Genomic DNA, 22,866 nt, shown 5'->3' with positions numbered 1-22,866 from the left:
GCCCATGGCACCCCCGCGTTCGTTCCTGTGGACCCGGCGGATCTTCCTCACCCTGCTCACCGGCTTCGTGCTGATCCCGGTGTACGTGATGGTCTCCAGCTCGCTCAAACCGCTCGCGGACGTCACCGGGAAGTTCCGCTGGCTGCCCAGCGGGCTGACGATCCGGCCGTACATCGACATCTGGTCGACCGTCCCGCTCGCCCGCTACTTCGTGAACTCGCTGATCGTGGCGGGCGCGGCGACCGCCTGCTCAGTGGTCATCGCGGTGTTCGCCGCCTACGCCGTCAGCCGCTACGACTTCCGCGGCAAACGCGTCTTCACGGTGACCGTGCTGTCGACGCAGATGCTCCCGGGCATCCTCTTCCTGCTCCCGCTGTTCCTGCTCTACGTCAACATCGGCAACGCCACCGGCATCGCCCTGTTCGGCTCCCGCGGCGGCCTGATCCTCACCTACCTCACCTTCTCCCTCCCCTTCTCCATCTGGATGCTGATCGGCTACCTCGACTCCGTGCCGCGCGATCTGGACGAGGCGGCACTGGTCGACGGCTGCGGCCCGTTCGGCGCGCTGCTGCGGATCGTCGTGCCCGCCGCGATCCCCGGCATCGTCGCGGTCGCTGTCTACGCCTTCATGACCGCGTGGGGCGAGGTGCTCTTCGCGTCCGTGATGACCAACGACACCACCCGCACCCTCGCCGTCGGCCTCCAGGGCTACTCCACCCTCTACGACGTCTACTGGAACCAGATCATGGCCGCGTCGCTGGTCGTCAGCGTGCCCGTGGTGGCCGGATTCCTGCTGCTCCAGCGCTATCTCGTCGCCGGTCTGACGGCGGGCGCCGTCAAGTGACCGATCCCGCGTACTCCGAAGGGACTTCCGTGTCCGAACGCATCGACCTCGCCGCCTTCCCGCCCGACTTCCTGTGGGGCACGGCGACCGCGGCGTACCAGATCGAGGGGGCCGTCGCCGAGGACGGCCGGGCGCCCTCGATCTGGGACACCTTCTCCCGCACCCCGGGGAAGACCGCGAACGGCGACACCGGCGACGTCGCCTGCGACCACTACCACCGCTGGCGCGAGGACATCGCCCTGATGCGGCAACTCGGCGCCGACGCCTACCGGTTGTCCGTCGCCTGGCCCCGCGTCCGGCCCGCAGGCACGGGCCCGGTCAACCCCAAGGGCCTCGCCTTCTACGACGAGTTGGTGGACGCGCTGCTGGAGGCGGGCATCACACCGTCCGTCACGCTCTACCACTGGGACCTGCCGCAGACGCTCCAGGACCGCGGCGGGTGGCCCGAGCGGGACACGGCCTTCGCGTTCGCCGAGTACGCCGGGGCGGTCGCCGGCCGCCTCGGCGACCGCGTGCAGCTCTGGGCGACCCTCAACGAGCCCTCGTGCTCCGCCTGGATCGGCCACCTGGAGGGCAAGATGGCCCCCGGCTGGACCGATCTGACCGCCGCCGTACGGGCCTCGTACCACCTGCTCCTCGGCCACGGCCTCGCCGCCCAGGCGGTGCGGGCCGCCGCGCCCGGCGCCGAGATCGGCATCGTCAACAACCTCTCCACCGTCCACCCGGCCACCGACCGCCCCGAGGACGTGGCGGCGGCCCGCCGCCAGGACGGCCACGTCAACCGCTGGTGGCTCGACCCGGTGCACGGCCGCGGCTTCCCCGCCGACATGGTCGACACCTACGGCGTCGAACTCCCCGTCCACACAGGCGACTTGGCGACCATCGCCACCCCACTGGACTGGCTCGGCCTGAACTACTACTTCCCGGCCCACGTCGCCGACGCCCCCGACGGTCCGGCGCCGTACGTCCGCGCCGTGCGACGCGAGGGAGTCCCGCGTACCGGGATGGACTGGGAGATCGACGCGAGCGGCATCGAGACGCTGCTGCTCCGGCTCACCGAGGACTACGGCGCCCGGAAGATCTACGTCACCGAGAACGGCTCGGCCTTCGAGGACCTGGTCCGCCCGGACGGCAGCGTCGACGACCCCGAGCGCCAGGCCTATCTGGAGCAGCACCTCGCCGCCTGCGCCGCCGCCGCCCGCAAGGGCGCCCCGCTCGCCGGCTACTTCGCCTGGTCCCTGCTGGACAACTTCGAGTGGGCGTACGGCTACGCCAAGCGCTTCGGCCTGGTCCACGTCGACTACCGCACCCAGGTGCGCACCATCAAGGGCAGCGGCCGCCGGTACGCGGACATCGTCCGCGTCCACCGGGGCCAGACCCGCCGGGCCGCCTGACCCGCCCCCTACGGCCGGTGGGCCCGGACGCGGGAGTCCGCGGCCACCGGCTCCATGCACCCCGTCGCGCACCGACGTACGGGCCGGCCGTGCGCTGATGAATCCGTCGACGAGTTCCAGGTCTGGGGAACGGGCGGCAGCGCCTCCGCCGCCTACCCCGCGCTCCCCGCGGGCCAGCCGGGCACCCACCGCACGACCTTCTCCGACGACTTCTACGGCGCCGCCCTCGACCACTCCAAGTGGCGCGTCGTACGCACCGGAACGGAGATGGGCCCGGCAAGGCTGCACCCCGGCCGGTGTCGGCACCTACGACTTCACCCCGGGCCGCATCGACACCCACACCCACGCCGACGTCACCTACGGCCGGGTGAGCGTGCGGATGAAGCCGCCGGTCGGCGACGGATTCCGGCCTGCCTTCCAGGAGACGAGTCGCAACGTGCTGGAGTCCGCGCGCGGCCAGTGGGTCTACGACCACGACCAGTACGTCATCCTCAACCTCGCCCTCGGCGGCGCCTGCCCGGCGGGCCAACGGCAGGCCGGGTGGGACCCTCGCACTTAATGCATATGATGTGCAAGTGCATCCCTATAGCATCAGGCCCGCAACCCCCTCCGACCTCGACGGTGCCCGGTCCGTCATGCTCGACACCGTCTACCGGGACTTCGGGACCGGATACGTGCCCCGTTGGCACGCCGACATCGTCGATCCCGCCGGGGCCTATCTGGTGCCTGTGCAGCACGCGCTGTTCGTCGCGGTCGACGGGGTGGGGGAGGTCGTCGGGACCGGGGCGCTCGATGCACGGGGGCCCGTGTGGCCGCCGAATCCGCGGTGGCTCGCCGAGCGGTATCCGTCGGGGTCGACCGCGCAGTTGCGCCGGGTGTACGTGCGGCCCGCGCACCGCAGGCGGGGGATCGCGCGGGAACTGGCCGAGCGGCTCGTGGAGTTCGCCGGGGCGGACGGGGGGTACCGGGCCGTGTACCTGCACACCGATCCGGCCGTGCCCGGCGCCGAGGCGTTCTGGCGGTCGCTCGGCAAGGTCGTCCACGACGAGCGGGCGGACCCCGGACGTCCGCAGAGCCTCGTGCACTTCGAGCTGCCCGTGGGGCGGGGTGAAGGTGCCGTCAGTGATGAAAATGATTGTCATGTAGTCTGAGGCTCGCGCCCGATCGTCCGAAACGAACCGAGGATCATGTCTCTCCCGCGTCCCCGGCTGCTCGCCGCCCTTCTGCTCACCCCCTTGCTGGCAGGCTGCTTCGCCTCCGGTGCGGGCGACCATCGCGGCGGCGGCGCCGCCCGGCTGCGCGTCGCGCTCGCCTTTCCGCCCGCCGAGCGGCTCTCCCCGTACGGCGCCGACGGCACCATCCTCACCCGGCTCGGCGTCACCGAGGGGCTGACCGCGCTCGACGGCAACGGCGCCGCCGCGCCCGCCCTCGCCACCTCCTGGCGGCAGGACGGCGACCGCGGCTGGCTGTTCACCCTGCGCGAGGCCACCTTCCACGACGGCACCGACGTGACCGCCCGGGCTGTCGCCGCCTCCCTCGCCCGCGCCGCCGCGGCCCGGCCCGCCCCGGCCGCCCTGTCCGGCGTGGAGCTGACCGCCCGTGCGGTGGACGCCCGCAGGCTGCGCGTCACCACCGAGCGGCCCGACCCGGTCCTGCCCCTGCGACTGTCCAGCCCCGGCCTCGCCGTCCTGTCCGCCACGGCGTACGCCCGCAAGGGCGCCGTCGACCCGGTGGGCAGCGGCACCGGGCCGTTCGTCCTGAAGAAGGTGAACGGGACCGCCTCCGCCACCCTCGACCGGTACGACGACTACTGGGGCGGGCGCGCCCGGGCCGGCGGCATCGACGTCCGCTTCGTCGCCGACGGCACCGCCCGCACCAACGCCCTGCGCAGCGGCGACGCCGACCTGGCCGAGGCCGTGCCCGTCGCCCAGACCGCCACCCTGGCGGAGGGGGCCCGGCGCGAGACCGCCACCACACGTACCACCAGCCTGCTGCTCAACTCCCGCTCCGGGCCGCTGCGCGACGCCGGGCTGCGGGCCGCCGCCCGTGCCGCCGTCGACACCTCCGTTCTCGCGCGCGGCGTGTACGAGGGGCACGCCGACCGCGGGGCCGGGATCTACGGGCCCGCCGTCACCTGGGCCGAGGGCAAGCACCTCAAACCCGCGGGCCGGGCCGCGGCGAAGCGGCCCCACGGGACCGAACTCACCCTCGCCACGTACGACAACCGGCCCGAACTCCCCGAAGTCGCCCAGGTGTTGAAGCAGCAGCTGGAGAAGGCGGGCTTCCGGGTGAAGCTCGTCGTGCGCGAGTACGGGCGGCTGGAGGGCGACGCCCTCGACGGGAAGTTCGACGCGTTCGTGCTCGCCCGCAACAGCCTCGTCGACACGGGAGACCCCGTCGCCGTCCTGGCGAGCGACTACACCTGCGACGGCGGCTACAACCTGGCCCTGCTGTGCGACCGCGCCGTCGACCGGGCCGTGGCCGCCGCCGAGCGCACCGCCGACCCCGCCGGACGGCGGACCGCCGCGCTGCGCGCCGAGGCGGCGATCCTCGCCACCGACACCGTCGTACCGCTGGTCCACCAGCGCGTCGTCACCGGCGTCTCAGGCGCGGTGAAGGGGGTGCTCCTCGACCCCTACGAGCGCACCCTCGTCGGCACCGGCACCCGGCGCTGAGCGACATGCGCAGCATGCTGTGGCGGGCCTCGCTCGCCGGTGCCCTGGTGGGCGGGATCGGGCTGCTGCCCTGGCTGGCCCGCACCGATCCCGCGCTCACCGTCCTCAAGGCCCGCGCCCAGGACCGGGATCCCGACCCCGAGGTGCTCGCCGCCATCCGACGTCAACTGCGCCTGGACGACGGGCCGTCGACCCTGCTCGGGCGCTGGCTCGGCGGGCTGGCGCGCGGGGACGCCGGACAGTCCTGGATCTCCGGCGCCGACGTCGGACCCGCCGTGCTCCAGGCGCTCGGCGTCTCCCTGCTGCTGATGGCCGTCGCCCTGGCCGTCGCCCTGTGCACCGCGGCCGCGGTCTGCGCCCGCACCCTGTGCCGGGGCGGCCGCGACCGGCCCGGCGGCGCCGGCTCCGCGATGCTCGCCACGCTCCCGGAGTTCCTCACCGCCTCCGTGCTCGCCACCGTCGTCGGCGTCCAGCTCGGCTGGCTGCCCGCCCTCGGCTGGTACGGCCCGCGCCACACCGTCCTGCCCGCCCTCGCCCTCGGCCTGCCCGCGGGCGCCGTCCTCGGCCGGCTCCTCGACGACCAGCTGCCCGGCGCCTTCGTCGAGCCCTGGGTGCGGGCCGCCCGGGCGCGCGGACTGCCCGCCCGCTCGATCGCCCGGCAGGCGGTCCGGCGCGTCCTGCCCGGACTGCTGCCCAACACCGCCCTGTTCGTCGTCGGCATGACCGGCGGCGCCGTCGCCGTCGAGCAGATCTTCGACATCCCCGGCCTCGGCCGCACCACCCTCCAGGCCGCCCTCGCCCAGGACCTGCCCGTCCTCCAGACCGGCACCCTCTGCCTGGTGCTCCTCGCCGCCCTGGCCGCGGGCACCACCCGGCTCGGCGTACGCCTGCTCGCCGGCCCCGCCCTCAAGGACGGCGCCGTACCCGCACCGCACCCGGCCGCCGCGCCCGCGCGGGCTGCGACGCCGCTCCTGCTCGCCGCCGTGCTGCTGGCCGTCCTCGCCGCCGGTCTGCCCCGCGACCCGCTCGCCCTCGACACCGCCGCCCGCCTCCAACCCCCCGGCGCCGCGCACCCGTTCGGCACCGACGCCCTCGGCCGCGACCTGCTCGCCCGCATCGCCCACGGCGCCCTCGACACCCTGCTCCTCGCCCTCGTCCTCAGCGCCGGCACCCTGCTGGCCGGGCTGCTGCTCGGACTGCTGCCCCGGCTGTCCGGGCCGCTCGCCGACACCGTCAACGCCGTACCGCCCGTCCTCGCCGCGCTCCTCGTCACCGCCGTCGCGGGCGGCGGCCCGGCCACCCCCGCGCTCGCCGTCGCCGCCGTCGCCTGGGCACCCCTCGCCGCCCACACCAGCGCGCTCCTGCGACAGGAACGCGCCGCCCTGCACCTCACCGCCACCCGCGCCCTCGGCGCCGGCCGCTGGTACCTGCTGCGCCACGAACTCCTGCCCGCCGTCGTCCCGCCCGTCGCCCGGCACGCCCTGCTCCGCCTGCCCGGCACCGCCCTCGCCCTCGCCTCGCTCGGCTTCCTCGGCCTCGGCGCCCAGCCGCCGTCCCCCGAGTGGGGCCACCTCCTCGCCGAGAACCAGCCCTACGCCGAACGCGCCCCCTGGACGGTCCTCGCCCCCGCCGCCGTACTCGCCGTCCTCGGCGCGCTCGCCGTCACCTCGGCGGCCGCCCTACGACGCCCGGCGCGCGCCGAACGCCCGGCCGGCAAGGGGGAGCCGGTGACCCGTTGACGTCCGTGCCCACCGCCCCGCACCCGGCTCCTGCGGCGGCTCGCCCTGCCCCGCGGCTGAACACGACGCCCCCGCCCCACGTATCACCCGACCGTGGGAGACTCCCTCACCATGAGCGCGTCCCCGGCGGTGAGAGGTCTGCGTGCCGCGGTGTTCGCCGCGGTGTGCGTGCTGCTCGCCGTCGCCGGGCACGGGCTCGCCATGGGGACGACGCCGCCGCTGTGGGCCGACGTGGCCGGATTCGCCGCAGTGTTCGCGCTCGGCTGGATCCTCGGCGCCCGCGAACGGTCGCTCACCGGCATCGGCGCCGCCATGCTGGCCACCCAGGCCGCCCTGCACACCGGCTTCGACGCCGCCCACCACGGCGGCGGGCCCGCGTCCGCGGCGGGCATGACGGCCGCGCCGGGCCACGGTGCGGCGGTGCCGCAGAGCCACGCGACGCCGTTCACGCACGTGCACGCGACGCCGTTTCTGCACGGCCCCGCGATGCCCCTCGTGCACGGCCCCGCCACGGCCGCGGCAATGGCGTCCGCGCACACGACCGCCCACGCCACCGCCGCCCATCTCCTCGCCGCGCTCGCCGCCTCCTGGTGGCTGCGGCGGGGCGAGGCCGCCCTGTGGTCGCTGCTGCGCCGCACCGCCCGCCTCGTCCCCGGCCTCGCCGTCCGGTGGCGCGAGGCCACGCTGCCCGCCCCGGCCCGGCACACCCCGTGTCTCCCGGCCGATCCCGGGCCGCCCCGCCGTGCCCCGCTGCGGCACGCGGTCAGCCGGCGCGGACCCCCGGCCCCGGTCCCGTACCCGATCCGACTCCTTCACCCACGTCACCCGTACGGAGACCGACCCGCCATGTCCGCCACACGTCCGGCCCTGCGCCGCGCCGCGACCGTCGTCGCCGGTGCCGCCGCCACCGTGCTCCTCGCCGCCGGTGCCGCCTTCGCGCACGTCACCGTCCACCCCGAGAGCTACGCCAAGGGCGCCACCGACGGCGTCCTCACCTTCCGCGTCCCCAACGAGGAGGACGGCGCCTTCACCACGAAGGTCCAGGTCTTCCTGCCCACCGACCACCCCGTCCTCGGCGTCCTCGTCCACCCGCAGGACGGCTGGACCGCCAAGGTCACCACGACCAGGCTGAAGACGCCCGTCAAGACCGACGACGGCACCGTCACCGAGGCCGCCTCCGAGATCACCTTCACCGGCGGGAGGATCGCCGCCGGACAGTACGAGGACTTCGACGTCGCCTTCGGACAACTCCCCTCCGACACCGGGCAGTTGGCCTTCAAGACACTCCAGACGTACTCCGACGGCAAGGTCGTCCGCTGGATCGAGGAGCCCACCGGCGGCGACGCCCCGGAGAACCCGGCGCCCGTGCTCGGACTGACGGCCGGTGACACCGGTGCGGCCACCCCCGCCAAGTGCGCCGCCGCCACCACCCGGGCCGCGGACTCCGCCGACGCCACGGCCCGCGGGCTCGGCATCGCCGGGCTGGTCGTCGGCGTCCTCGGCCTCGCCGCCGCGGCCTTCGCGCTCGTGCGGAGCCGCACGCCGCGGGCGTAACAGCGGGCGTCAGTGCGATGCGAAGGGCCCGGACCGGCATTCCCGGCCCGGGCCCTTCCTCCTGTCCGCCGCCGCTCAGCGCCCGGCCAGCTCCAGCACCGGCGCCTCGGCCGGCACCCGCAGCGGCGTACGCGACGTACGCCACAGCCAGTGCACGTCGCGCCCGAACGACCACACCAGGGAGCCCAGCGCCAGCAGGACGATCGCGAGGTTCGCCGGCCGCGGCAGCAGCTCGGCGCCCGCCGCCAGGAGCGCGATGCCCTGCACCGCGGCCACCGTCTTGCGGGCGAAGGAGGGCGGCAGCGGGGCGTTCAGCCAGGGGGCGAGGCGGGCGGCCGCGACGAACGCGTACCGCATGCCGCCGATCAGCAGCACCCACGGGCCCAGCTGCATCGAGACATAGACGCTCAGCACGAGGATCAGGAACGCGTCGACCTCCATGTCGAAGCGGGCCCCGAGCGCCGTCGACGTCCCCGTGCGGCGGGCCACCTTGCCGTCGACGCCGTCCAGGATCAGGGCGACGGCGGTCAGGCCGACCAGCACGGTCACCGGCGGCGAGCTCTCGAAGGAGTCCGCGACCAGGGCGGTCACCCCGCCCACCAGGGTCGCCCGGCCGAGCGTGACCCGGTTCGCCGGACCGAAGGAGCGCAGCCGGGAGCGGTGCAGGGCACGGGCCAGCACGGCCCAGGTGGCGAACGCGAACGCCAGCCCCGTCAGCCAGCCGGCCGGCCCCATGCCTATCGCCGTGCCGAGCAGGGCCAGCAGCAGGATCTGTACGCCCGCTCCCACAGCGGTCTCCTGCTGGAGCCTCGCGTCATACGTGTTGTTCAGGGCCACCGCACACCCTCCGGCCGAGTGACAGAGTCGATCAACGCCGCGTACTGTGCGCGGCCTGTGCACTTCTCGGTACGTGAACAACTTGCCCACTGTTCAGGAGGATGCCTATGAACCGCTCGGCCCGCGCGTTCTGGCTGAGCTCGCCCGGCCACGGAGAACTGCGCGACGTCACCCTCGCGGAGCCCGCCGAGGGCGAGGTCCTCGTGCGCGCGCTGTACTCGGGGGTCAGCCGCGGCACCGAGACGCTCGTCTTCCGCGGCCAGGTGCCGCCCGGCCAACACGCCGTGATGCGGGCGCCGTTCCAGGAGGGCGACTTCCCGGGCCCGGTGAAGTACGGCTATCTCAGCGTCGGCACGGTGGAACAGGGCCCGGCTGACCTGATCGGACGTACCGTCTTCTGCCTGTACCCGCACCAAAGCCGTTACGTCGTCCCGGTGAACGCCGTCACCGTCGTACCCGAGTCCGTGCCCGCCGCGCGCGCCGTGCTCGCCGGGACCGTCGAGACCGCCGTCAACGCCCTGTGGGACGCCTCGCCGCTGATCGGGGACCGGATCGCCGTGGTCGGCGGCGGCATGGTCGGCTGCTCGGTGGCCGCCCTGCTCGCCCGCTTCCCCGGCATCCGCCTCCAGCTCGTCGACGCCGACCCGGCCCGCGCGAAGACCGCCGAGGCCCTCGGCGTCGACTTCGCGACCCCCGACGCCGCCCTCGGCGACTGCGACCTCGTCGTCCACGCCAGCGCCAGCGAGGCCGGCCTCACCCGCGCCCTGCAACTCCTCGCCGCGGACGGCACCGTCGTGGAGCTGAGCTGGTACGGCGACCGGCGCGTGAGCCTGCCGCTCGGCGAGGCCTTCCACTCCCGCCGGCTCACCGTGCGCAGCAGCCAGGTCGGCACCGTCTCCCCGGCCGCCCGCCCCGGCCGCGGTTACGCCGACCGGATGGCACTCGCCCTCGACCTGCTGGCCGACCCGGCCCTGGACGCGCTCATCACCGGGGAGAGCGAGTTCGAGCAACTCCCCGACGTCATGCCGCGGCTCGCCGCCGGTGACATCCCGGCCCTGTGCCACCGCATCCGGTACGCCGAGGCGGGTCTGACCTGAGAAAAGAGTGAGAGGGGGCTGAACACGGGGAAGCGAAGAGCCGTACTAGATGTCATCCCCGGGCAGGCACGGTCCGGGGGATCAGACGCGCCGCACCTGGAGGGTCGTCCGTTGTTCAGCATCACCGTCCGCGATCACATCATGATCGCCCACAGCTTCCGCGGCGAGGTGTTCGGGCCCGCGCAGAAACTGCACGGCGCCACGTTCCTCGTGGACGCCACCTTCCGCCGCGAACAGCTGGACCAGGACAACATCGTGGTCGACATCGGCCTCGCCACCCAGGAACTGCGCCTGATCACCGCCGAGCTGAACTACCGCAACCTCGACGACGAACCCGACTTCGCGGGCGTCAACACCTCCACCGAGTACCTCGCCAAGGTCATCGCCGACCGGCTCGCCGAACGCGTCCACAAGGGCAACCTCGGCGAAGGGGCCAAGGGGCTCGCCGCCATATCGGTCACCCTCCACGAGTCGCACATCGCCTGGGCGAGTTACGAGCGTGCCCTGTGACCGACGCGACCGTGGAGCGGGCGCGGCTCTCCTACGTGCCCGCACAGCCCACCGCAGCCGAGCAGCACGCCGGAATCATCCCCATGTCCCTGCGCACCGTGCACTTCGTGATGCCGGCCGGCGTCGACGACCCGGCCGCGCCCAGCGGCGGCAACGCCTACGACCGCCGGCTCTGCCTCGACCTGCCCGGCTTCGGCTGGCAGGTCACCCGGCACATCGCCGCCGGCAGCTGGCCCCGCCCCGACCGCATCGCCCGCGAGGCACTCGCCCGCACCCTGCGGGACCTGCCGGACGACGCGATCGTCCTGCTCGACGGACTCGTCGCCTGCGGCGTGCCCGAGATCGTCACCCCGGAGGCCGAACGCCTGCGCCTCGCGGTGCTGGTGCATCTGCCGCTCGGCGACGAGACCGGCCTCGACCCCCGGGCCGCCGCCGACCTCGACGCCCGCGAACGGGCCGTGCTGCGCGCCGTACCCGCCGTCGTCGCGACCAGCGACTGGGCGGTGCGCCGGCTCGTCTCCCACCACGGCCTCGACCCCGACCGGGTCCATGTCGCCCCGCCCGGCGCCGACATCGCGCCCCTCGCGCCCGGCACCGACGGCGTCTCCCGGCTGCTGTGCGTCGCCGCGGTGACCCCGCGCAAGGGCCAGCACCGGCTTGTGGAGGCCCTCGCGGCGGTGCGCGACCTGCCGTGGACCTGCGAGTGCGTCGGCGGACTCGTCCACGACCCCGCGTACGTCGCACAGTTGCGGGAGCTGATCGCCCGGCACGGCCTCACCGACCGGCTGCACCTGACCGGCCCGCGCACCGGCGCCGGGCTCGACGCCGCGTACGCCGCCGCCGACCTGATGGTCCTGACGTCGTACGCGGAGACCTACGGCATGGCGGTGACCGAGGCGCTGGCCCGCGGCATCCCCGTGCTCGCCACCGACGTCGGCGGGGTGCCGGAGGCGGTCGGCCGGGCTCCCGACGGCGGGGTGCCCGGCATCCTCGTCCCGCCGGAGGATCCCGGCGCGCTCGCCGCCGAACTGCGCGGCTGGTTCGGCGAGCCCGACGTACGCCGCCGGCTCAAGGCCGCGGCCCGCGCCCGGCGTGCCGCGCTCGACGGCTGGGCCGCCACCGCCCGCAGCCTGGCCGCGGTCCTCGGCCGCCTCCCCGAGACCCCGGGGAGGGCGGCATGACGGCACGCGACACCATGACGAACGCGGCCGCCGCGCTCCCGGCCCAACCGGGGCCCCGGGAAACGGAGTTGCCGCAGAAGTGCGAGAGCGAGGTGGAGTCCGTGCCGCGCGGGGAGACCGACGGCGGTGCGGCCGGTGCGGGCCAGGGCGACGGCCGTGGCCCCACTCCGGCCGACGCGCCCGGCGAGCCCGGTACGACGGCGCCGGCTGCGACGGCGCCCGGTACGACGGAGGCCGGTGACGGGTCCGCCGACCTGGGGCCCGCGGCCGCCGCGGCCGACTCGGTGCTGTCGGTCGTCCCCGGCGCCGGGCCCGCCGGCCGTCCGGGCGAGCGGGCCACGGTACGGCTGCGGGACGACGAGCCCGGCGAACCGCCCCGGTACGCGCCCGAGTGGCTGCAGCTGAGGGAGAGCGCCGACGCGACCGCCCGTGCACAGGACCTGCTGGACCCGCTGCGGATCCGCCTGGCGAACCTGCCGGGCCGCCCCGGCGCCCTGGCCGTGCACGACCTCGGCTGCGGCACCGGCTCGATGGGCCGCTGGCTCGCGCCCCGCCTCGACGGCGCCCAGCACTGGGTCCTGCACGACCGCGACCCCTATCTGCTGCACTTTGCCGCCGTGGCCTGCCCGCGCTCCGCCGCCGACGGCAGCCGCGTCACCGTCGAGACCCGGCGCGGGGACGTGGCCCGGCTGACCCCGGACGTGCTGAGCGGCGCCTCGCTGGTCACCGCCTCCGCGCTGCTCGACGTCCTCACCCGCGAGGAGATCCTCGCCCTCGTCGACGCGTGCGCCGGCGCCGGATGTCCCGCGCTGCTCACGCTGTCCGTCGCCGGACGCGTCGAACTCACCCCGCACGACCCGCTGGACGCCGAGATCGCCGAGGCGTTCAACGCCCACCAGCGGCGCACGGACCTGCTCGGCCCGGACGCGGTCACCGTGGCCCGTGAGGCGTTCGCCGCGCGCGGCGCGAACGTCCGCGTCCGCCCGAGCCCGTGGCACCTCGGCCCCGAGCAGGCCGCGCTGACCGAGCAGTGGCTGCGCGGCTGGGTGGGCGCGGCCGTGGAGCAGCGCCCCGACCTGGCCGAGCGCGCGGCACGCTACCTGCGCGACCGGCGCGCCGCCTGCGCCGCCGGCGAGCTGCGGGTGATCGTCCACCACAGCGACCTGCTGGCCCTGCCCGGCCCGACGGACGGCACCTCATGACCGCGCGGGCGACCGCGTACCCCGCGGGTGCCGGACCGGCGGAGAACGAGGCCCCCGCCCCGGCCCCCGCCTGCTCCGCCACGCCCGCCGTCGGCCCGCGGCGCCTCGACGGCCGTGCCCTGCGCACGCACCTCGGGACCGTCGCCGGTGTCGTCATCCTCGGCGCGCTGCTGTGGCGGCTGGGCACCGGCGCGCTGCTCGACGGGCTGCGCCGGATCGACACCGGGACCGTCCTCGCCGCCCTCGGCATCGGCGTGGTCACCACCGTGCTGAGCGCCTGGCGCTGGCAGTTGGTGGCCCGGGGCCTGCGGATCCGGCTGCCCTTCGGGCCCGCCGTCGCCGACTACTACCGTGCGCTGTTCCTGAACGCGGCCCTGCCCGGCGGGATCCTGGGCGACGTGCACCGCGCGGTACGGCACGGGCGGAGCGCCGGTGACCTGCGGCGCGGCGTGAAGGCGGTGGTGCTGGAGCGGGTCGCGGGGCAGATCGCGCTGGCCGTGTTCGGCGCGGCGGCCCTGCTGATCCTGCCCTCGCCGGTCCGCGACGAGGTCCGCGCCTTCGCGCCGCTCGCCGCCCTGGCCGTCGCCGGCACCCTCGCCGTCGTCCTCGCCGTGCGCATGAACCGCGCCCCCGGCCGGCGCCGGACCGCGCTGCGCACGAGCCTCGGCGAGGCACGGCAGGGGCTGCTGTCCCGGCAGGCCGGGCCCGGGGTCGCACTGTCCTCGGCCGTCGTCCTGGCCGGACATCTGGCGATGTTCGTCGTCGCGGCCCGGGTCGCCGGCTCCGCCGCCTCCGTGGCCGCCCTGGTCCCGCTCGCGGTCCTGGCCCTCGTCGCCATGGGACTGCCGCTGAACATCGGCGGATTCGGCCCCCGCGAGGGCGTCACCGCCTGGGCGTTCGGGGCCGCGGGGCTCGGCGCGGACAGCGGGGTCGCCGTCGCCGTGGTCTACGGCGTGCTCAGCTTCGTGGCGAGCCTGCCCGGCGCCGTCGTCCTCGCCGCCCGCTGGTACGGCGGGCTGCGCGGCTACCCCCGTACGGCCCCCGCGTCCGCGGCGCCCTCGGACGCGGTGAGCAACGCGAACACCGCCGAGAAGGAATCCGCGAGGCTCGCCAGCAGTTCCTTCCCCTTTTCCGCCGACCCCAGGGAAGGACGGCCGATGACGCCCGATTCGGTATAGGCGGACATTCCCACGGTGAGCAGATGACGACGGTCGTCGGCGATGAAATCGGCGGACTCGTGACCAGGGCGGACGAATTCGGGATGAGCGTGCAGAAGAATCGAGGTCTCGATTTCCCCTGCGTGCATGTCGGAGAGCAGCGAGGTCTCCACCCCCGCCCGCTCCCGGGCCTCCTCCCAGTCCTCGGCGGCCGGGAACAGCGCCATCCGCTCACCGCGCGCGGACGCCTCCTGCACGACGTTGCCGAGGACGTAGTTGCCACCGTGCCCGTTGACCACGACGAGCGTGTCGACCCCGCCGCGGCGCAGCGACTCCGCGATGTCCCGGACCACCGCGTGGAGGGTCACCGAGGAGATGCTGACGGTCCCCGGCCAGCCGGCGTGCTCGTGCGAGCAGGAGACCGTCACCGGAGGAAGGAGATGCACCGGGTGGACGGCGGCGATCTCCCGCGCCACGGCACAGGCGACCAGCGTGTCGGTCGCCAGCGGAAGGAAGGGCCCGTGCTGCTCGAAACTGCCGACGGGAAGGACGGCGACCTGTGCGGGAACGCCCGCCCCCCGCGTCCGTACGTCCCGCGTGGTGTCCGCCGGCAGCACGCCGTACGTCCCGCGCGTCCCGCTCATTCCGCGCGTCGCTCCGTGTGCCGCCGCCCGCACGCCCGAACCACTCATTGTTTCACGGCCTTTCGTCTCGCTTGAGGAATCAGATCATGACAGAAAACACCGGCGTCGACATCGGCGTACTGGGCTCGAAGTCCGCAGGGCGGACGGACACGGAACGCGTCGTGAATGCGCCGCTGCCCACCGTGTACGGCAAATTCCAGGCGATCGGCTACCTGGACCACGACCGCGGCGAGGAACAAGTCGCCCTGGTGTACGGCGAGATCGGCACCGAGAACGTGCTGACCCGGCTGCACTCCGAATGCCTGACCGGGGACGCGTTCGGCTCCCGGCACTGCGAGTGCGGCGACCAGCTGGCCTCCGCGCTGCGCGCCGTCGTCGCCGAAGGCAGCGGTGTCGTCGTGTACTTGAGGGGGCACGAGGGCCGCGGCATCGGCCTGCTCGCCAAACTGCGCGCGATGGCGCTCCAGGCCGAGGGCCTGGACACCGTGGAGGCGAACCTCGCGCTCGGCCTGCCCGTCGACGCCCGCGACTACGGCGTCGCCGCCGAGATCCTGCGCGACCTCGGGGTGCGTTCGGTCCGGCTGATGTCCAACAACCCGCGCAAGCGCGAGGCCCTCGTCCGGCACGGCATCCAGGTCGCCGAGCGGGTACCGCTGCTCATCGAGCCGTGCGAGAGCAACATCACCTATCTGCGCACCAAACGGGAGCGGCTGGACCACATCCTCCCGCACCTGGACGCCGTCGCCCACGGATCCTGACGGCCCGGCGGTCAGCCGGCGAGCGCCTCGCTCACCAGCCGCCGCAGCTGCGGGAACACCTTCAGCGTCCTTGGGCGCACCTGGGTCATGAACTGCACCGTCAGCTCGTGGGCCGGGTCCACCCAGAACGCGGTCGTGGCCGCGCCCGTCCAGCCGTACGCACCGAGGCTGGACGGGGCCAGGGTGCGCGACGGGTCGACCACCACGGAGACGTTGAAGCCGAAGCCCAGGCCGTCGTTGCCGGGCTCCTGGTGGACCGGGGCGCCGAAGGCGCGCAGGACGGCGCCGCCGGGCAGCCGGTTGCCGGTCATCAGCGCGACGCCGTCCGCCGACAGCAGCCGGACGCCGTCGAGTTCGCCGCCGCGGCGCAGCATCTCCATGAACCGGTGGAAGTCGTACGCCGAGGAGACCAGGCCGCCGCTGCCGGACAGGAACCGCGGCCGGCCGTGCACCGGCAGCCCCGGCACCGGCGCGATCCCGCCCTCGTCCGTCTCCCGGTACAGCTCGGCCAGCCGGGGCTCCTGCCCGGGGGCGAGGTGGAACCCGGTGTCGGCCATGCCGAGCGGGCCCAGGATCCGCTCGGCGAGGAACGCGTCCAGCGGCCGCCCGGACACCACCTCGATCACCCGGCCCAGCACGTTCGAGGCGACCGAGTAGTTCCACTGCGTGCCCGGTTCGAACTGCAACGGCATCCGTGCGTACACCTCGACCGTCTCGGTCAGATCGGCACCCGGCGGCGCCGAGTACGCCAGCCCCGAGTCGCGGTACAGGGCGTCGACCGGATGCCGGTGGTAGAAGCCGAAGGTCAACCCGGCGGTGTGGGTGAGCAGATGACGGATCCGGATCGGTCCGGCGGCCGGCCGGGTGGTGAGGCCGTCTCCTGAACCGCCCTCGTACACCCGGGGGTTGGCGAACGCGGGCAGATGCCGCTCCAGCGGATCGTCCAGGCCCAGCCGGCCCTCCTCCGCCAGCAGCAGCACGGCCACGGCGGTGACCGGCTTGGTCATCGAGTAGATCCGCCACAACGTGTCGGATTCCACCGGCAGTTCGCGCGCCACATCGCGCCGCCCGTACGTCGTGAGGTGCGCGATGCGCCCGCCGCGGGCCAGGGCCAGCAGAAAGCCGGGCAGCCGACCCGCGTCCACGTGGTCGGCGAAGCACCGGTCCAAGCGGTCCAGCGCCGCGGCGTCCAACCCCGCCTCGTCCGGCTCGACTTCCTGCCCCAACCCCGCCATCGCTCTCCTCCGCTCGCCGCCGTACGCAACGTCTCCCGGCCGCCCGGCCGGGTCCGCGTCCGGTGCTCATCGTCGCGTAGAAACGGTGTGCCGGAGGTGATCTTCGACGGTGGGTGTGACCGACACGACGCCGCGCGCCACCCCGGACAGCGCGCAGGCCGGCAGCACACCGAGCGCGGCGCCGGCCGCGAGGACGAGCAGCGCCGGCCCGGTCCCGGCGCCCAGCAGCGCGCTCTCCGCGGCCACGCCCACGGCGGGGCCGGCGTTCAGCGCGGTCTGCGGGCGCGCTCGCCTCACATCGCGTTCGCCACTGCAACCCGGCCGGACACCGCCGCGGACGCGGCCTGGGTCAGCACGAGGGTCCCGAGCGCGAGCAGCGCCGAATCGAGCAACAGTTCGACGTCCTCTCCGTCCAGGGCGAGTTGAAGACCGCGCCGGCGCCACAGCTGGGCGATCCCGTGCGGGTTCGCCCACAGGGCCCCGCCGTCCGCCGGGCTCGCGACGTCTGGGGAAGCGGCGGCGCGGCGCCCCGTGCGAGACACCGGCGCGCCGTGCGATCTCCCGCAGGGTGAGTGCCGCAGGCCCGGCTATGGGAATGTGGGGCCCGCACCGCCGAGTTGACCGTGATATGACTCACGACACCACGCAGGACGCCCTGCTCGCCCTGCTCTCCGCAGATCACGGCGGCACCCTGGTCACCCTCAAACAGGACGGCCGGCCCCAGCTGTCCAACGTCAGCCACGCCTACTACCCCGAGGAGCGGCTCATCCGGATCTCCGTCACCGACGACCGCGCCAAGACCCGCAACCTGCGCCGCGACCCCCGCGCCTCGTACCACGTCACCAGCGCCGACCGCTGGGCGTACACCGTCGCCGAGGGCACCGCCGAACTGACCCCGGTCGCCCGGGATCCGCACGACGACACGGTCGAGGAGCTGGTCCGCCTCTACCGCGACGTCCTCGGCGAACACCCCGACTGGGACGACTACCGGGCGGCGATGGTCCGCGACCGGCGCCTGGTCGTACGGCTGCGGGTGGAGCGGGCGTACGGGATCCCGGGAGAAGGGGTGAGCGGGGGCGACCATAGGCGGTAGGCGGTAGGCGGTAGGCGGTGGGGGTGTCACGGAACGGAGGTCGGCGATGAGTGAGGAACGGCCGGGGCCGCGGGAGCGGATGGTCATCAGCGCGGCCCAGCTCATCCGGCGGCACGGCGTGACCGCGACCGGTATGCGTGAGGTCGCCGTCCATGCCGGGGCACCGCGCGGGTCCCTGCAGCACTACTTCCCGGGCGGCAAGGAACAGCTGGTCAACGAGGCGATCGGCTGGGCCGGACGGTACGCGGGCCGGCGGATCGGACGCTTCGTCGCGAGCCTGGACGAGCCGAGCCCGAGCGCCCTGTTCGCGGCGATGGTCGCGCAGTGGAGCGACGAGTACGCGGCCGAGGGCTTCGCCGCGGGCTGCCCGGTCGCCGCGGCCACCGCCGAGTGCGCCGCCGCCGGCGGATCGGCCCGTGAGGCCGCGGCCGCCGCCTTCACGACCTGGCGGACCCCGCTCGCCGAGGCCCTGGCCGGCATGGGCGTCCCCGCGGCCCGCGCCGCATCCCTCGCCACGCTGATGATCAGCACCCTGGAGGGCGCGATCCTGCTGGCCCGCGCCGACCAGGACGTACGCCCGCTGACCACGGCCGTACGGGAACTGGGTCCGCTGCTCGACGCGGCGGTGGCCCCGGCGCCCTGACCAGGGCGAGCCGCTGACGTCAGTCGAACAGCTCGGACGCGCCCGTCCGGTGCTGTGCGACGTGCTCGGTGCTCCGGTGCGGCGGGAACGTCATGGTGTGGGGTGGGCCGGCCCGCCACCGGTGAGGACCAGTTCCTTCGCCCGCCGGAACTCGTCGTCGGTGATGTCGCCGCGCGAGCGCAGCCCGGACAGCTTCTCGAGTTCGTCGGCGCTGGTCGGGGGTGTGCCCGCGTGGGCGGTCTCGCGGATGTAGGTGTCGACGGCCTGCTGCTGCGCACGGACCTGTTCGGCCTCGCGGCGGCCCATGTTCCTGCCGCGGGCGATCAGGTAGACGAAGACGCCGAGGAAGGGCAGGACGATGACGAACACGAGCCAGCCGGCCTTGGCCCAGCCGCCGAGGTCGTCGTCCCGGAAGATGTCGACGATGATCCGGAACAGCAGGACGAACCACATGATCCACAGGAAGAACACCAGCATGGACCAGAACACACTCAGCGCCGGATAGTCATACGCGAGGTAGGTCTGCGCGCTCATGGCTCCTCCTCCGTTCCGGGACTGCACCCGGTCGTCGTTCCGTACGCTTTCCAGCGTGCGCGGGGCGGGTGCGCGGCCACCTCACCCCTGGCGGGTGACCCGTACCGGGGCCGCGGCGGTGGGATCACGACGGCGTCTGGCGCAGCTCCAGCACCCTCAGCCCCAGGGACTGGCAGCGGGCCAGCAGGCCGTACAGATGTGCCTCGTCGACGACCGCTCCGAAGAGGATGGTCTGACCGGCCATCAGGACGTGGTCCAACTCGGGGAACGCCTTGACCAGCGTCTCGGTCATCCGTCCGTCGACGCGAATCTCGTAGCGCATGAGCTGTCTTCCCCACGTTTCCCACGGCGTGCCCGTTCCTGTCGGTTCGATCCTCCGCCGGGCGCCCACCGCGCTGCTTCACCCGAGAGAGGTGACCCGCGGGCGGTGACCTGTGGGAGGTGACAGCACCGCCGCGTCCGCCCCGGAGCGTTCCCGTCACAGGAGGTCCAGGTCACGCGCCCGGCGCACGGCGTCGTGACGCCGGTTCACGCCCAGCTTGCGGTAGGCGCTCTTGAGGTGGGTCTTGACCGTGTTGACCGACACGTACAGATCGGCGGCGATCTCCTGCGTCGACATCAGCTGCGCCAGCCGGCGCAGCACGTCTCGTTCGCGTCCGCTCAGCTCTTCCACCACCGGCAGCGGCGGCCGCTCCCCGGCCCGCCGGGGGCCGCCGGGGGCCGGCGGGCGGGGGAGGAGCCAGCCCTCGGCCAGGGGGCGCAGGGGCACGGTGCCCAGCAGCGGGCGCAGCCACGGTCCGGCGTCGGCGAAGGGGCGGCGCAGCCGCTCGCGCCGGGCCTCCCGCAGCGCCTGGGCGACGAGTTCCCGCCGGCGGTCCACGTCCCCGGCCGCGCCCGCCAGCTGGGCCCCGACCAGTGCGGCTCGTACCGTGACGGCGGGGCCGGCCCGGTCCTGTGGCCGCACCCGGTGGAGCAGTTCGGCCGCGGCCTCGGGTCTGCCCGCGGCCAGCTCCGCCTGCGCGGCTCCCACGAGGCACACCGGTTCGCCACCGGGCTCGTCCGCGAGCAGCTTGGCGGCCAGCTCCGGCCGGCCCTCGGCGAGGTGGGCGGCGGCGGCCACGGACGCCGCGTGCGCCTCGGCCCAGGGAGACGGCACATCGGCGGCGACGGCCCGGTCCGCCGCCTCCAGTGCGGCCTGCGGGTCGCCGCGGGCCAGGAACAGCCGCCCGGCGACGATGGACTCTGCCGCCGACATCACCGGGTCCGCGGGCAGGCGGTGTGCCCGCGCCGCGGTGTCCAGGAGTGCCTGGGCCCGGTCCAGTTCGTCGCGGTCGACGGCCACCGCTGCCAGGACCAGCATGGCCGGCCCCGGCCCCGGCCGGGGAGCGGGGGGCGGGTCGCGGCGGTCCGCCGCGGTGAGCGTGGCCAGTGCCGTGCGCTCGGCACTGCCCGGCCGGCCCTTCAGATAGTCGATCAGTGCCAGGTGGCCCAGGCACTCCTGGCGCGCCGGTGCCGTCGCCGCCGTCCGGCAGGAGTCGGCCACCGCGGTCAGGGCCGCTCGCGCGTCCCGGACCCGGCCGGCCCACAGCCGTGCCGAACCGAGGTGGGTGCGCAGGAGCGCGAACAGCTCGGGGTGCGCTTCCAGGAGCCCGCCGGGGACGTCGCCCCGCAGCTCCTCGGCGGCCTGTGCCGCCGCTTCCGCCCGTCCCGGCGCACCGGCCTGGCGCGCGGCCACGGTCTCCAGGAAGGCGCAGCTCAGCCGGGCCGCGGCCAGGCCGGCCACCGCGTCGCCGTCGTCGCCGGACGGGTCGCTGTCGTCGGCCGCTGTGTCCCCGTCGCGCGATGCCAGGGCCTGTGCCGCCCGGCGCAGCGGGGCGAGGCCGTGCTCGACCTCGCCACGGGACAGTTCCAGGGCCGCGCGGACGAGGTCGGTGGCGGGACCGGCGGGCCGCGGGCCCATGCGGGAGAACAGCTCGGACAGGTCGTCGACGTGCAGGCCGGTGAAGATCTCCCCGATGGCGAGATCGCCGACGAGGGCACCGGCGGCGGTCTCCCAGTCGCGGGCCGCGGCCGCGTGGCCGAGTGTCTCGCCGAGGGAGCCCGAGCGCCGCAGCCAGCGCGCCGCCCGGCGGTGGAGTTCGGTCTCCAGGCCCGGGCAGCGCACCCGGAGGTGGGCCCGGAGGATCTCCCCGAACAGCGGATGGAGACGGAACCAGGCGTGCCCGAGGTACTCGACGAACGCGTTCTCGCGGTGCAGGCCGGTCAGGATGCGCGCGGCGTCGGTGCGCCCGGTGAGGGCGTCGGCGAGTTCGGGACAGCAGCGTTCGAGGATGCTGATCCGCAGCAGCAGATCCTGCGTCTGTGCTGTCTGCCGCTTGAGGACCTCGGCCAGCAGGAAGTCGGCGATCGTGCTGCGGTCGGCCTCGAACTCCTTCAGATACGCTCCCGGATCGGGCTCCGTCCGTGCGGCCAGGGCGCACAGCCGCAGTCCGGCCGCCCAGCCCCGGGTACGCTCCACCAGCGCATCCACGCCGTCGGCCGGCAGGCGCAGCCCGTGCAGCGCCAGGAGATCCGCCGCTTCGCCGGGGGTGAAGGCCAGTTCGGCGTTCCTGATCTCCGTGACGGTGCCGGCCGCCCGGTAGCGGTGCAGCGGGAGCAGCGGTTCGGCGCGGGTGACGAGCACCAGGCGCAGGCCGCGCCCCGCCTGCTGGAGGACGAGTTCCAGCTGGTCCGCTATCTCGGGGTCGGCCGCCCGGTCGAACTCGTCGATGACCACGATCACCGGTGTCCTGCGGGCGTTCAGTGCGTCGGCGAGCCGTGTGAGCAGCGCGTCGTGCACGTGGCCGGGTTCGGTGGGCAGGCCGATTCCGGAGTCGACACCGGAGTCCGGCCCCACGCCGGCCAGCCGCAGGGACTGGAGGAGGTACGCCCAGAACGTGCCGCACCCCTTGTCCGCCACCCGCGCGGTGAGCCAGGCGACGGGTGCGTCCTGTGCGCAGGCCCAGTCGGCGGCCAGCAGTGTCTTGCCCGCTCCGGCGGCTCCGTCGACCACGGTCAAGGGGGTCAGCCGGGCTTCGTCGAGGTGGGCGGTCAGCCGGTCGCGCCGCAGGAACGTCGTGGGCCGGCTCGGTACGGCGAAGCGGGTGCGCAGGAACGGCTCCCCGCGGGGATCGGCACACCATGTCGTCGGGGCCGGTCCGTCCCTGCCCGGAGTGGCCATGGTGCCCACCACCGCTCGTGATCCTCAGGTGCCGACGGCGTTCTCTCCCGCCCTCCAGGGTGTCCCGGCGCGGTCACGCGCGACAGGGGCCGATGGTCCCGAGGGCGGGGGCCGGACATGCCCGGCCCCCGCCGGGCCCGGTGCTTGTCCGGGCCCCTCCGCCGCACTAGCCTCCCCCGCGTGATCAACGGTGCACATGTGGTGCTCTACAGCCGGGACCCGGAGGCCGACCGGGCCTTTCTGCGGGGGACCCTCTGCTGGAACTACGTCGACGCGGGCAGCGGATGGCTCATCTTCAAGGCGCCGCCCACCGAGGTGGCCTGCCACCCCACCGACGGCACACCCGCGCACGAGTTGATGCTGACGTGCGACGACCTGGACGAGACCCGGCGTCAACTCGCCGAGCGGGGAGCGGAGTTCAGCCGCCCGGTGGAGGAGGCCCGGTGGGGCCGGGTGACCGCGGTCCGCCTGCCGGGCGGCGGCGAGATCGCCCTGTACGAGCCACGTCACCCGCGTCCCTAGGAGCCCCCGGTCCGAGCTCGCCCCGCT

22 protein-coding genes and 3 pseudogenes are annotated in these 22,866 nt (G+C 74.6%); 16 read left to right on the top strand and 9 right to left on the bottom strand.

All coding sequences use genetic code 11. The features are described from left to right. Positions 1-4 precede the first annotated feature (4 nt). From ACZ4MF_RS12000 to ACZ4MF_RS11970, 7 genes and pseudogenes are all read left to right on the top strand, one after another. The gene (locus tag ACZ4MF_RS12000) at positions 5-844 is read left to right on the top strand and encodes a carbohydrate ABC transporter permease (RefSeq protein WP_467491973.1); all 840 of its coding nucleotides are present in this window, start codon (positions 5-7) and stop codon (positions 842-844) included. Positions 845-873: 29 nt separating this feature from the next. After that, positions 874-2,238, top strand: a complete 1,365-nt coding sequence (locus ACZ4MF_RS11995; protein WP_467491884.1) for a GH1 family beta-glucosidase — start codon at positions 874-876, stop codon at positions 2,236-2,238. A gap of 102 nt (positions 2,239-2,340) precedes the next feature. After that, a pseudogene (locus ACZ4MF_RS11990) lies at positions 2,341-2,764 on the top strand (discoidin domain-containing protein); the annotation flags it as partial. A 49-nt stretch (positions 2,765-2,813) separates the two neighbouring features. Then, positions 2,814-3,389: a GNAT family N-acetyltransferase gene (locus ACZ4MF_RS11985; protein ID WP_467491883.1), complete on the top strand. Its 576-nt coding sequence runs from the start codon at positions 2,814-2,816 to the stop codon at positions 3,387-3,389. Between the two features lie 36 nt (positions 3,390-3,425). Then, positions 3,426-4,913 carry an ABC transporter substrate-binding protein gene (locus ACZ4MF_RS11980; protein WP_467491882.1) on the top strand — a complete coding sequence of 496 codons (1,488 nt, stop codon included), beginning with the start codon at positions 3,426-3,428 and terminating at the stop codon, positions 4,911-4,913. A 5-nt stretch (positions 4,914-4,918) separates the two neighbouring features. Then, positions 4,919-6,652: an ABC transporter permease subunit gene (locus ACZ4MF_RS11975; protein ID WP_467491881.1), complete on the top strand. Its 1,734-nt coding sequence runs from the start codon at positions 4,919-4,921 to the stop codon at positions 6,650-6,652. A gap of 846 nt (positions 6,653-7,498) precedes the next feature. Then, positions 7,499-8,206 (top strand): YcnI family copper-binding membrane protein, encoded by a 708-nt coding sequence (locus ACZ4MF_RS11970; protein ID WP_467491972.1) that lies wholly within the window; start codon positions 7,499-7,501, stop codon positions 8,204-8,206. Between the two features lie 75 nt (positions 8,207-8,281). Here ACZ4MF_RS11970 and ACZ4MF_RS11965 read toward each other — a convergent pair whose 3' ends face one another. Further along, the gene (locus tag ACZ4MF_RS11965) at positions 8,282-9,043 is read right to left on the bottom strand and encodes a CDP-alcohol phosphatidyltransferase family protein (RefSeq protein ID WP_467491880.1); all 762 of its coding nucleotides are present in this window, start codon (positions 9,041-9,043) and stop codon (positions 8,282-8,284) included. A 107-nt stretch (positions 9,044-9,150) separates the two neighbouring features. On the opposite strand from ACZ4MF_RS11965, the gene ACZ4MF_RS11960 reads away from it, so the two are divergent. From ACZ4MF_RS11960 to ACZ4MF_RS11940, 5 genes and pseudogenes are all read left to right on the top strand, one after another. Then, entirely contained in the window at positions 9,151-10,140 is a 990-nt protein-coding gene (locus ACZ4MF_RS11960; protein WP_467491879.1) for a zinc-dependent alcohol dehydrogenase, read from the top strand. 111 nt (positions 10,141-10,251) lie between these two features. Then, on the top strand, positions 10,252-10,650 hold the full coding sequence (locus tag ACZ4MF_RS11955; protein ID WP_356025558.1) for a 6-pyruvoyl trahydropterin synthase family protein: 399 nt from the start codon (positions 10,252-10,254) through the stop codon (positions 10,648-10,650). Continuing rightward, entirely contained in the window at positions 10,647-11,831 is a 1,185-nt protein-coding gene (locus ACZ4MF_RS11950; RefSeq protein ID WP_467491878.1) for a glycosyltransferase family 4 protein, read from the top strand. The genes ACZ4MF_RS11955 and ACZ4MF_RS11950 overlap by 4 nt, the downstream gene beginning before the upstream one ends. Before the next feature lie 254 nt (positions 11,832-12,085). Further along, a complete protein-coding gene (locus ACZ4MF_RS11945; protein WP_467491971.1) occupies positions 12,086-13,033 on the top strand; it encodes a class I SAM-dependent methyltransferase in 948 nt (315 codons plus the stop codon). Beyond that, positions 13,030-13,956 (top strand): annotated as a pseudogene (locus tag ACZ4MF_RS11940) (lysylphosphatidylglycerol synthase transmembrane domain-containing protein); the annotation flags it as partial. The gene ACZ4MF_RS11945 and the pseudogene ACZ4MF_RS11940, both read left to right, overlap by 4 nt. A gap of 101 nt (positions 13,957-14,057) precedes the next feature. Here the strand turns inward: ACZ4MF_RS11940 and ACZ4MF_RS11935 are convergent. Beyond that, positions 14,058-14,834: a creatininase family protein gene (locus ACZ4MF_RS11935; RefSeq protein ID WP_467491877.1), complete on the bottom strand. Its 777-nt coding sequence runs from the start codon at positions 14,832-14,834 to the stop codon at positions 14,058-14,060. A gap of 86 nt (positions 14,835-14,920) precedes the next feature. Between ACZ4MF_RS11935 and ribA the strand changes: the two genes are divergently transcribed. Next, positions 14,921-15,592: a GTP cyclohydrolase II gene (ribA, locus tag ACZ4MF_RS11930; protein WP_356025550.1), complete on the top strand. Its 672-nt coding sequence runs from the start codon at positions 14,921-14,923 to the stop codon at positions 15,590-15,592. Between the two features lie 11 nt (positions 15,593-15,603). Here the strand turns inward: ribA and ACZ4MF_RS11925 are convergent, their stop codons facing one another. The 4 genes and pseudogenes from ACZ4MF_RS11925 to ACZ4MF_RS11910 form a co-directional block, all read right to left on the bottom strand. Then, a complete protein-coding gene (locus ACZ4MF_RS11925; RefSeq protein WP_467491876.1) occupies positions 15,604-16,827 on the bottom strand; it encodes a serine hydrolase domain-containing protein in 1,224 nt (407 codons plus the stop codon). Positions 16,828-16,893: 66 nt separating this feature from the next. Continuing rightward, positions 16,894-17,124, bottom strand: coding sequence for a hypothetical protein (locus tag ACZ4MF_RS11920; protein WP_467491875.1), 231 nt, complete (start codon positions 17,122-17,124; stop codon positions 16,894-16,896). Beyond that, entirely contained in the window at positions 17,121-17,369 is a 249-nt protein-coding gene (locus tag ACZ4MF_RS11915; RefSeq protein ID WP_467491874.1) for a hypothetical protein, read from the bottom strand. Before ACZ4MF_RS11915 ends, ACZ4MF_RS11920 begins: the two co-directional genes overlap by 4 nt. Then, positions 17,335-17,457 (bottom strand): annotated as a pseudogene (locus ACZ4MF_RS11910) (TetR family transcriptional regulator); the annotation flags it as partial. The gene ACZ4MF_RS11915 and the pseudogene ACZ4MF_RS11910, both read right to left, overlap by 35 nt. On the opposite strand from ACZ4MF_RS11910, the gene ACZ4MF_RS11905 reads away from it, so the two are divergent. Both ACZ4MF_RS11905 and ACZ4MF_RS11900 read left to right on the top strand, forming a co-directional pair. After that, the gene (locus tag ACZ4MF_RS11905; RefSeq protein WP_467491873.1) at positions 17,456-17,920 is read left to right on the top strand and encodes a PPOX class F420-dependent oxidoreductase; all 465 of its coding nucleotides are present in this window, start codon (positions 17,456-17,458) and stop codon (positions 17,918-17,920) included. The pseudogene ACZ4MF_RS11910 and the gene ACZ4MF_RS11905 overlap by 2 nt on opposite strands. Before the next feature lie 46 nt (positions 17,921-17,966). Beyond that, positions 17,967-18,563, top strand: a complete 597-nt coding sequence (locus tag ACZ4MF_RS11900) for a TetR/AcrR family transcriptional regulator (RefSeq protein ID WP_467491872.1) — start codon at positions 17,967-17,969, stop codon at positions 18,561-18,563. A 90-nt stretch (positions 18,564-18,653) separates the two neighbouring features. Here the strand turns inward: ACZ4MF_RS11900 and ACZ4MF_RS11895 are convergent, their stop codons facing one another. The 3 genes from ACZ4MF_RS11895 to ACZ4MF_RS11885 all read right to left on the bottom strand — a co-directional run bounded on the left by ACZ4MF_RS11895 (position 18,654) and on the right by ACZ4MF_RS11885 (position 22,317). Beyond that, complete coding sequence (locus tag ACZ4MF_RS11895; protein WP_467491871.1) at positions 18,654-19,097, bottom strand: SHOCT domain-containing protein; 444 nt, start codon at positions 19,095-19,097, stop codon at positions 18,654-18,656. Positions 19,098-19,221: 124 nt separating this feature from the next. Then, on the bottom strand, positions 19,222-19,419 hold the full coding sequence (locus ACZ4MF_RS11890; protein WP_356025534.1) for a hypothetical protein: 198 nt from the start codon (positions 19,417-19,419) through the stop codon (positions 19,222-19,224). A 156-nt stretch (positions 19,420-19,575) separates the two neighbouring features. Then, positions 19,576-22,317 carry a winged helix-turn-helix domain-containing protein gene (locus ACZ4MF_RS11885; protein ID WP_467491970.1) on the bottom strand — a complete coding sequence of 914 codons (2,742 nt, stop codon included), beginning with the start codon at positions 22,315-22,317 and terminating at the stop codon, positions 19,576-19,578. A 180-nt stretch (positions 22,318-22,497) separates the two neighbouring features. Here ACZ4MF_RS11885 and ACZ4MF_RS11880 point away from each other — a divergent pair, with 180 nt between their 5' ends. Then, positions 22,498-22,839, top strand: a complete 342-nt coding sequence (locus ACZ4MF_RS11880) for a VOC family protein (protein ID WP_467491870.1) — start codon at positions 22,498-22,500, stop codon at positions 22,837-22,839. Positions 22,840-22,866 lie beyond the last annotated feature (27 nt).

The organism is Streptomyces sp. NPDC025793, from assembly GCF_055558375.1.
This window is presented reverse-complemented; position numbering and strand designations above follow the sequence as displayed.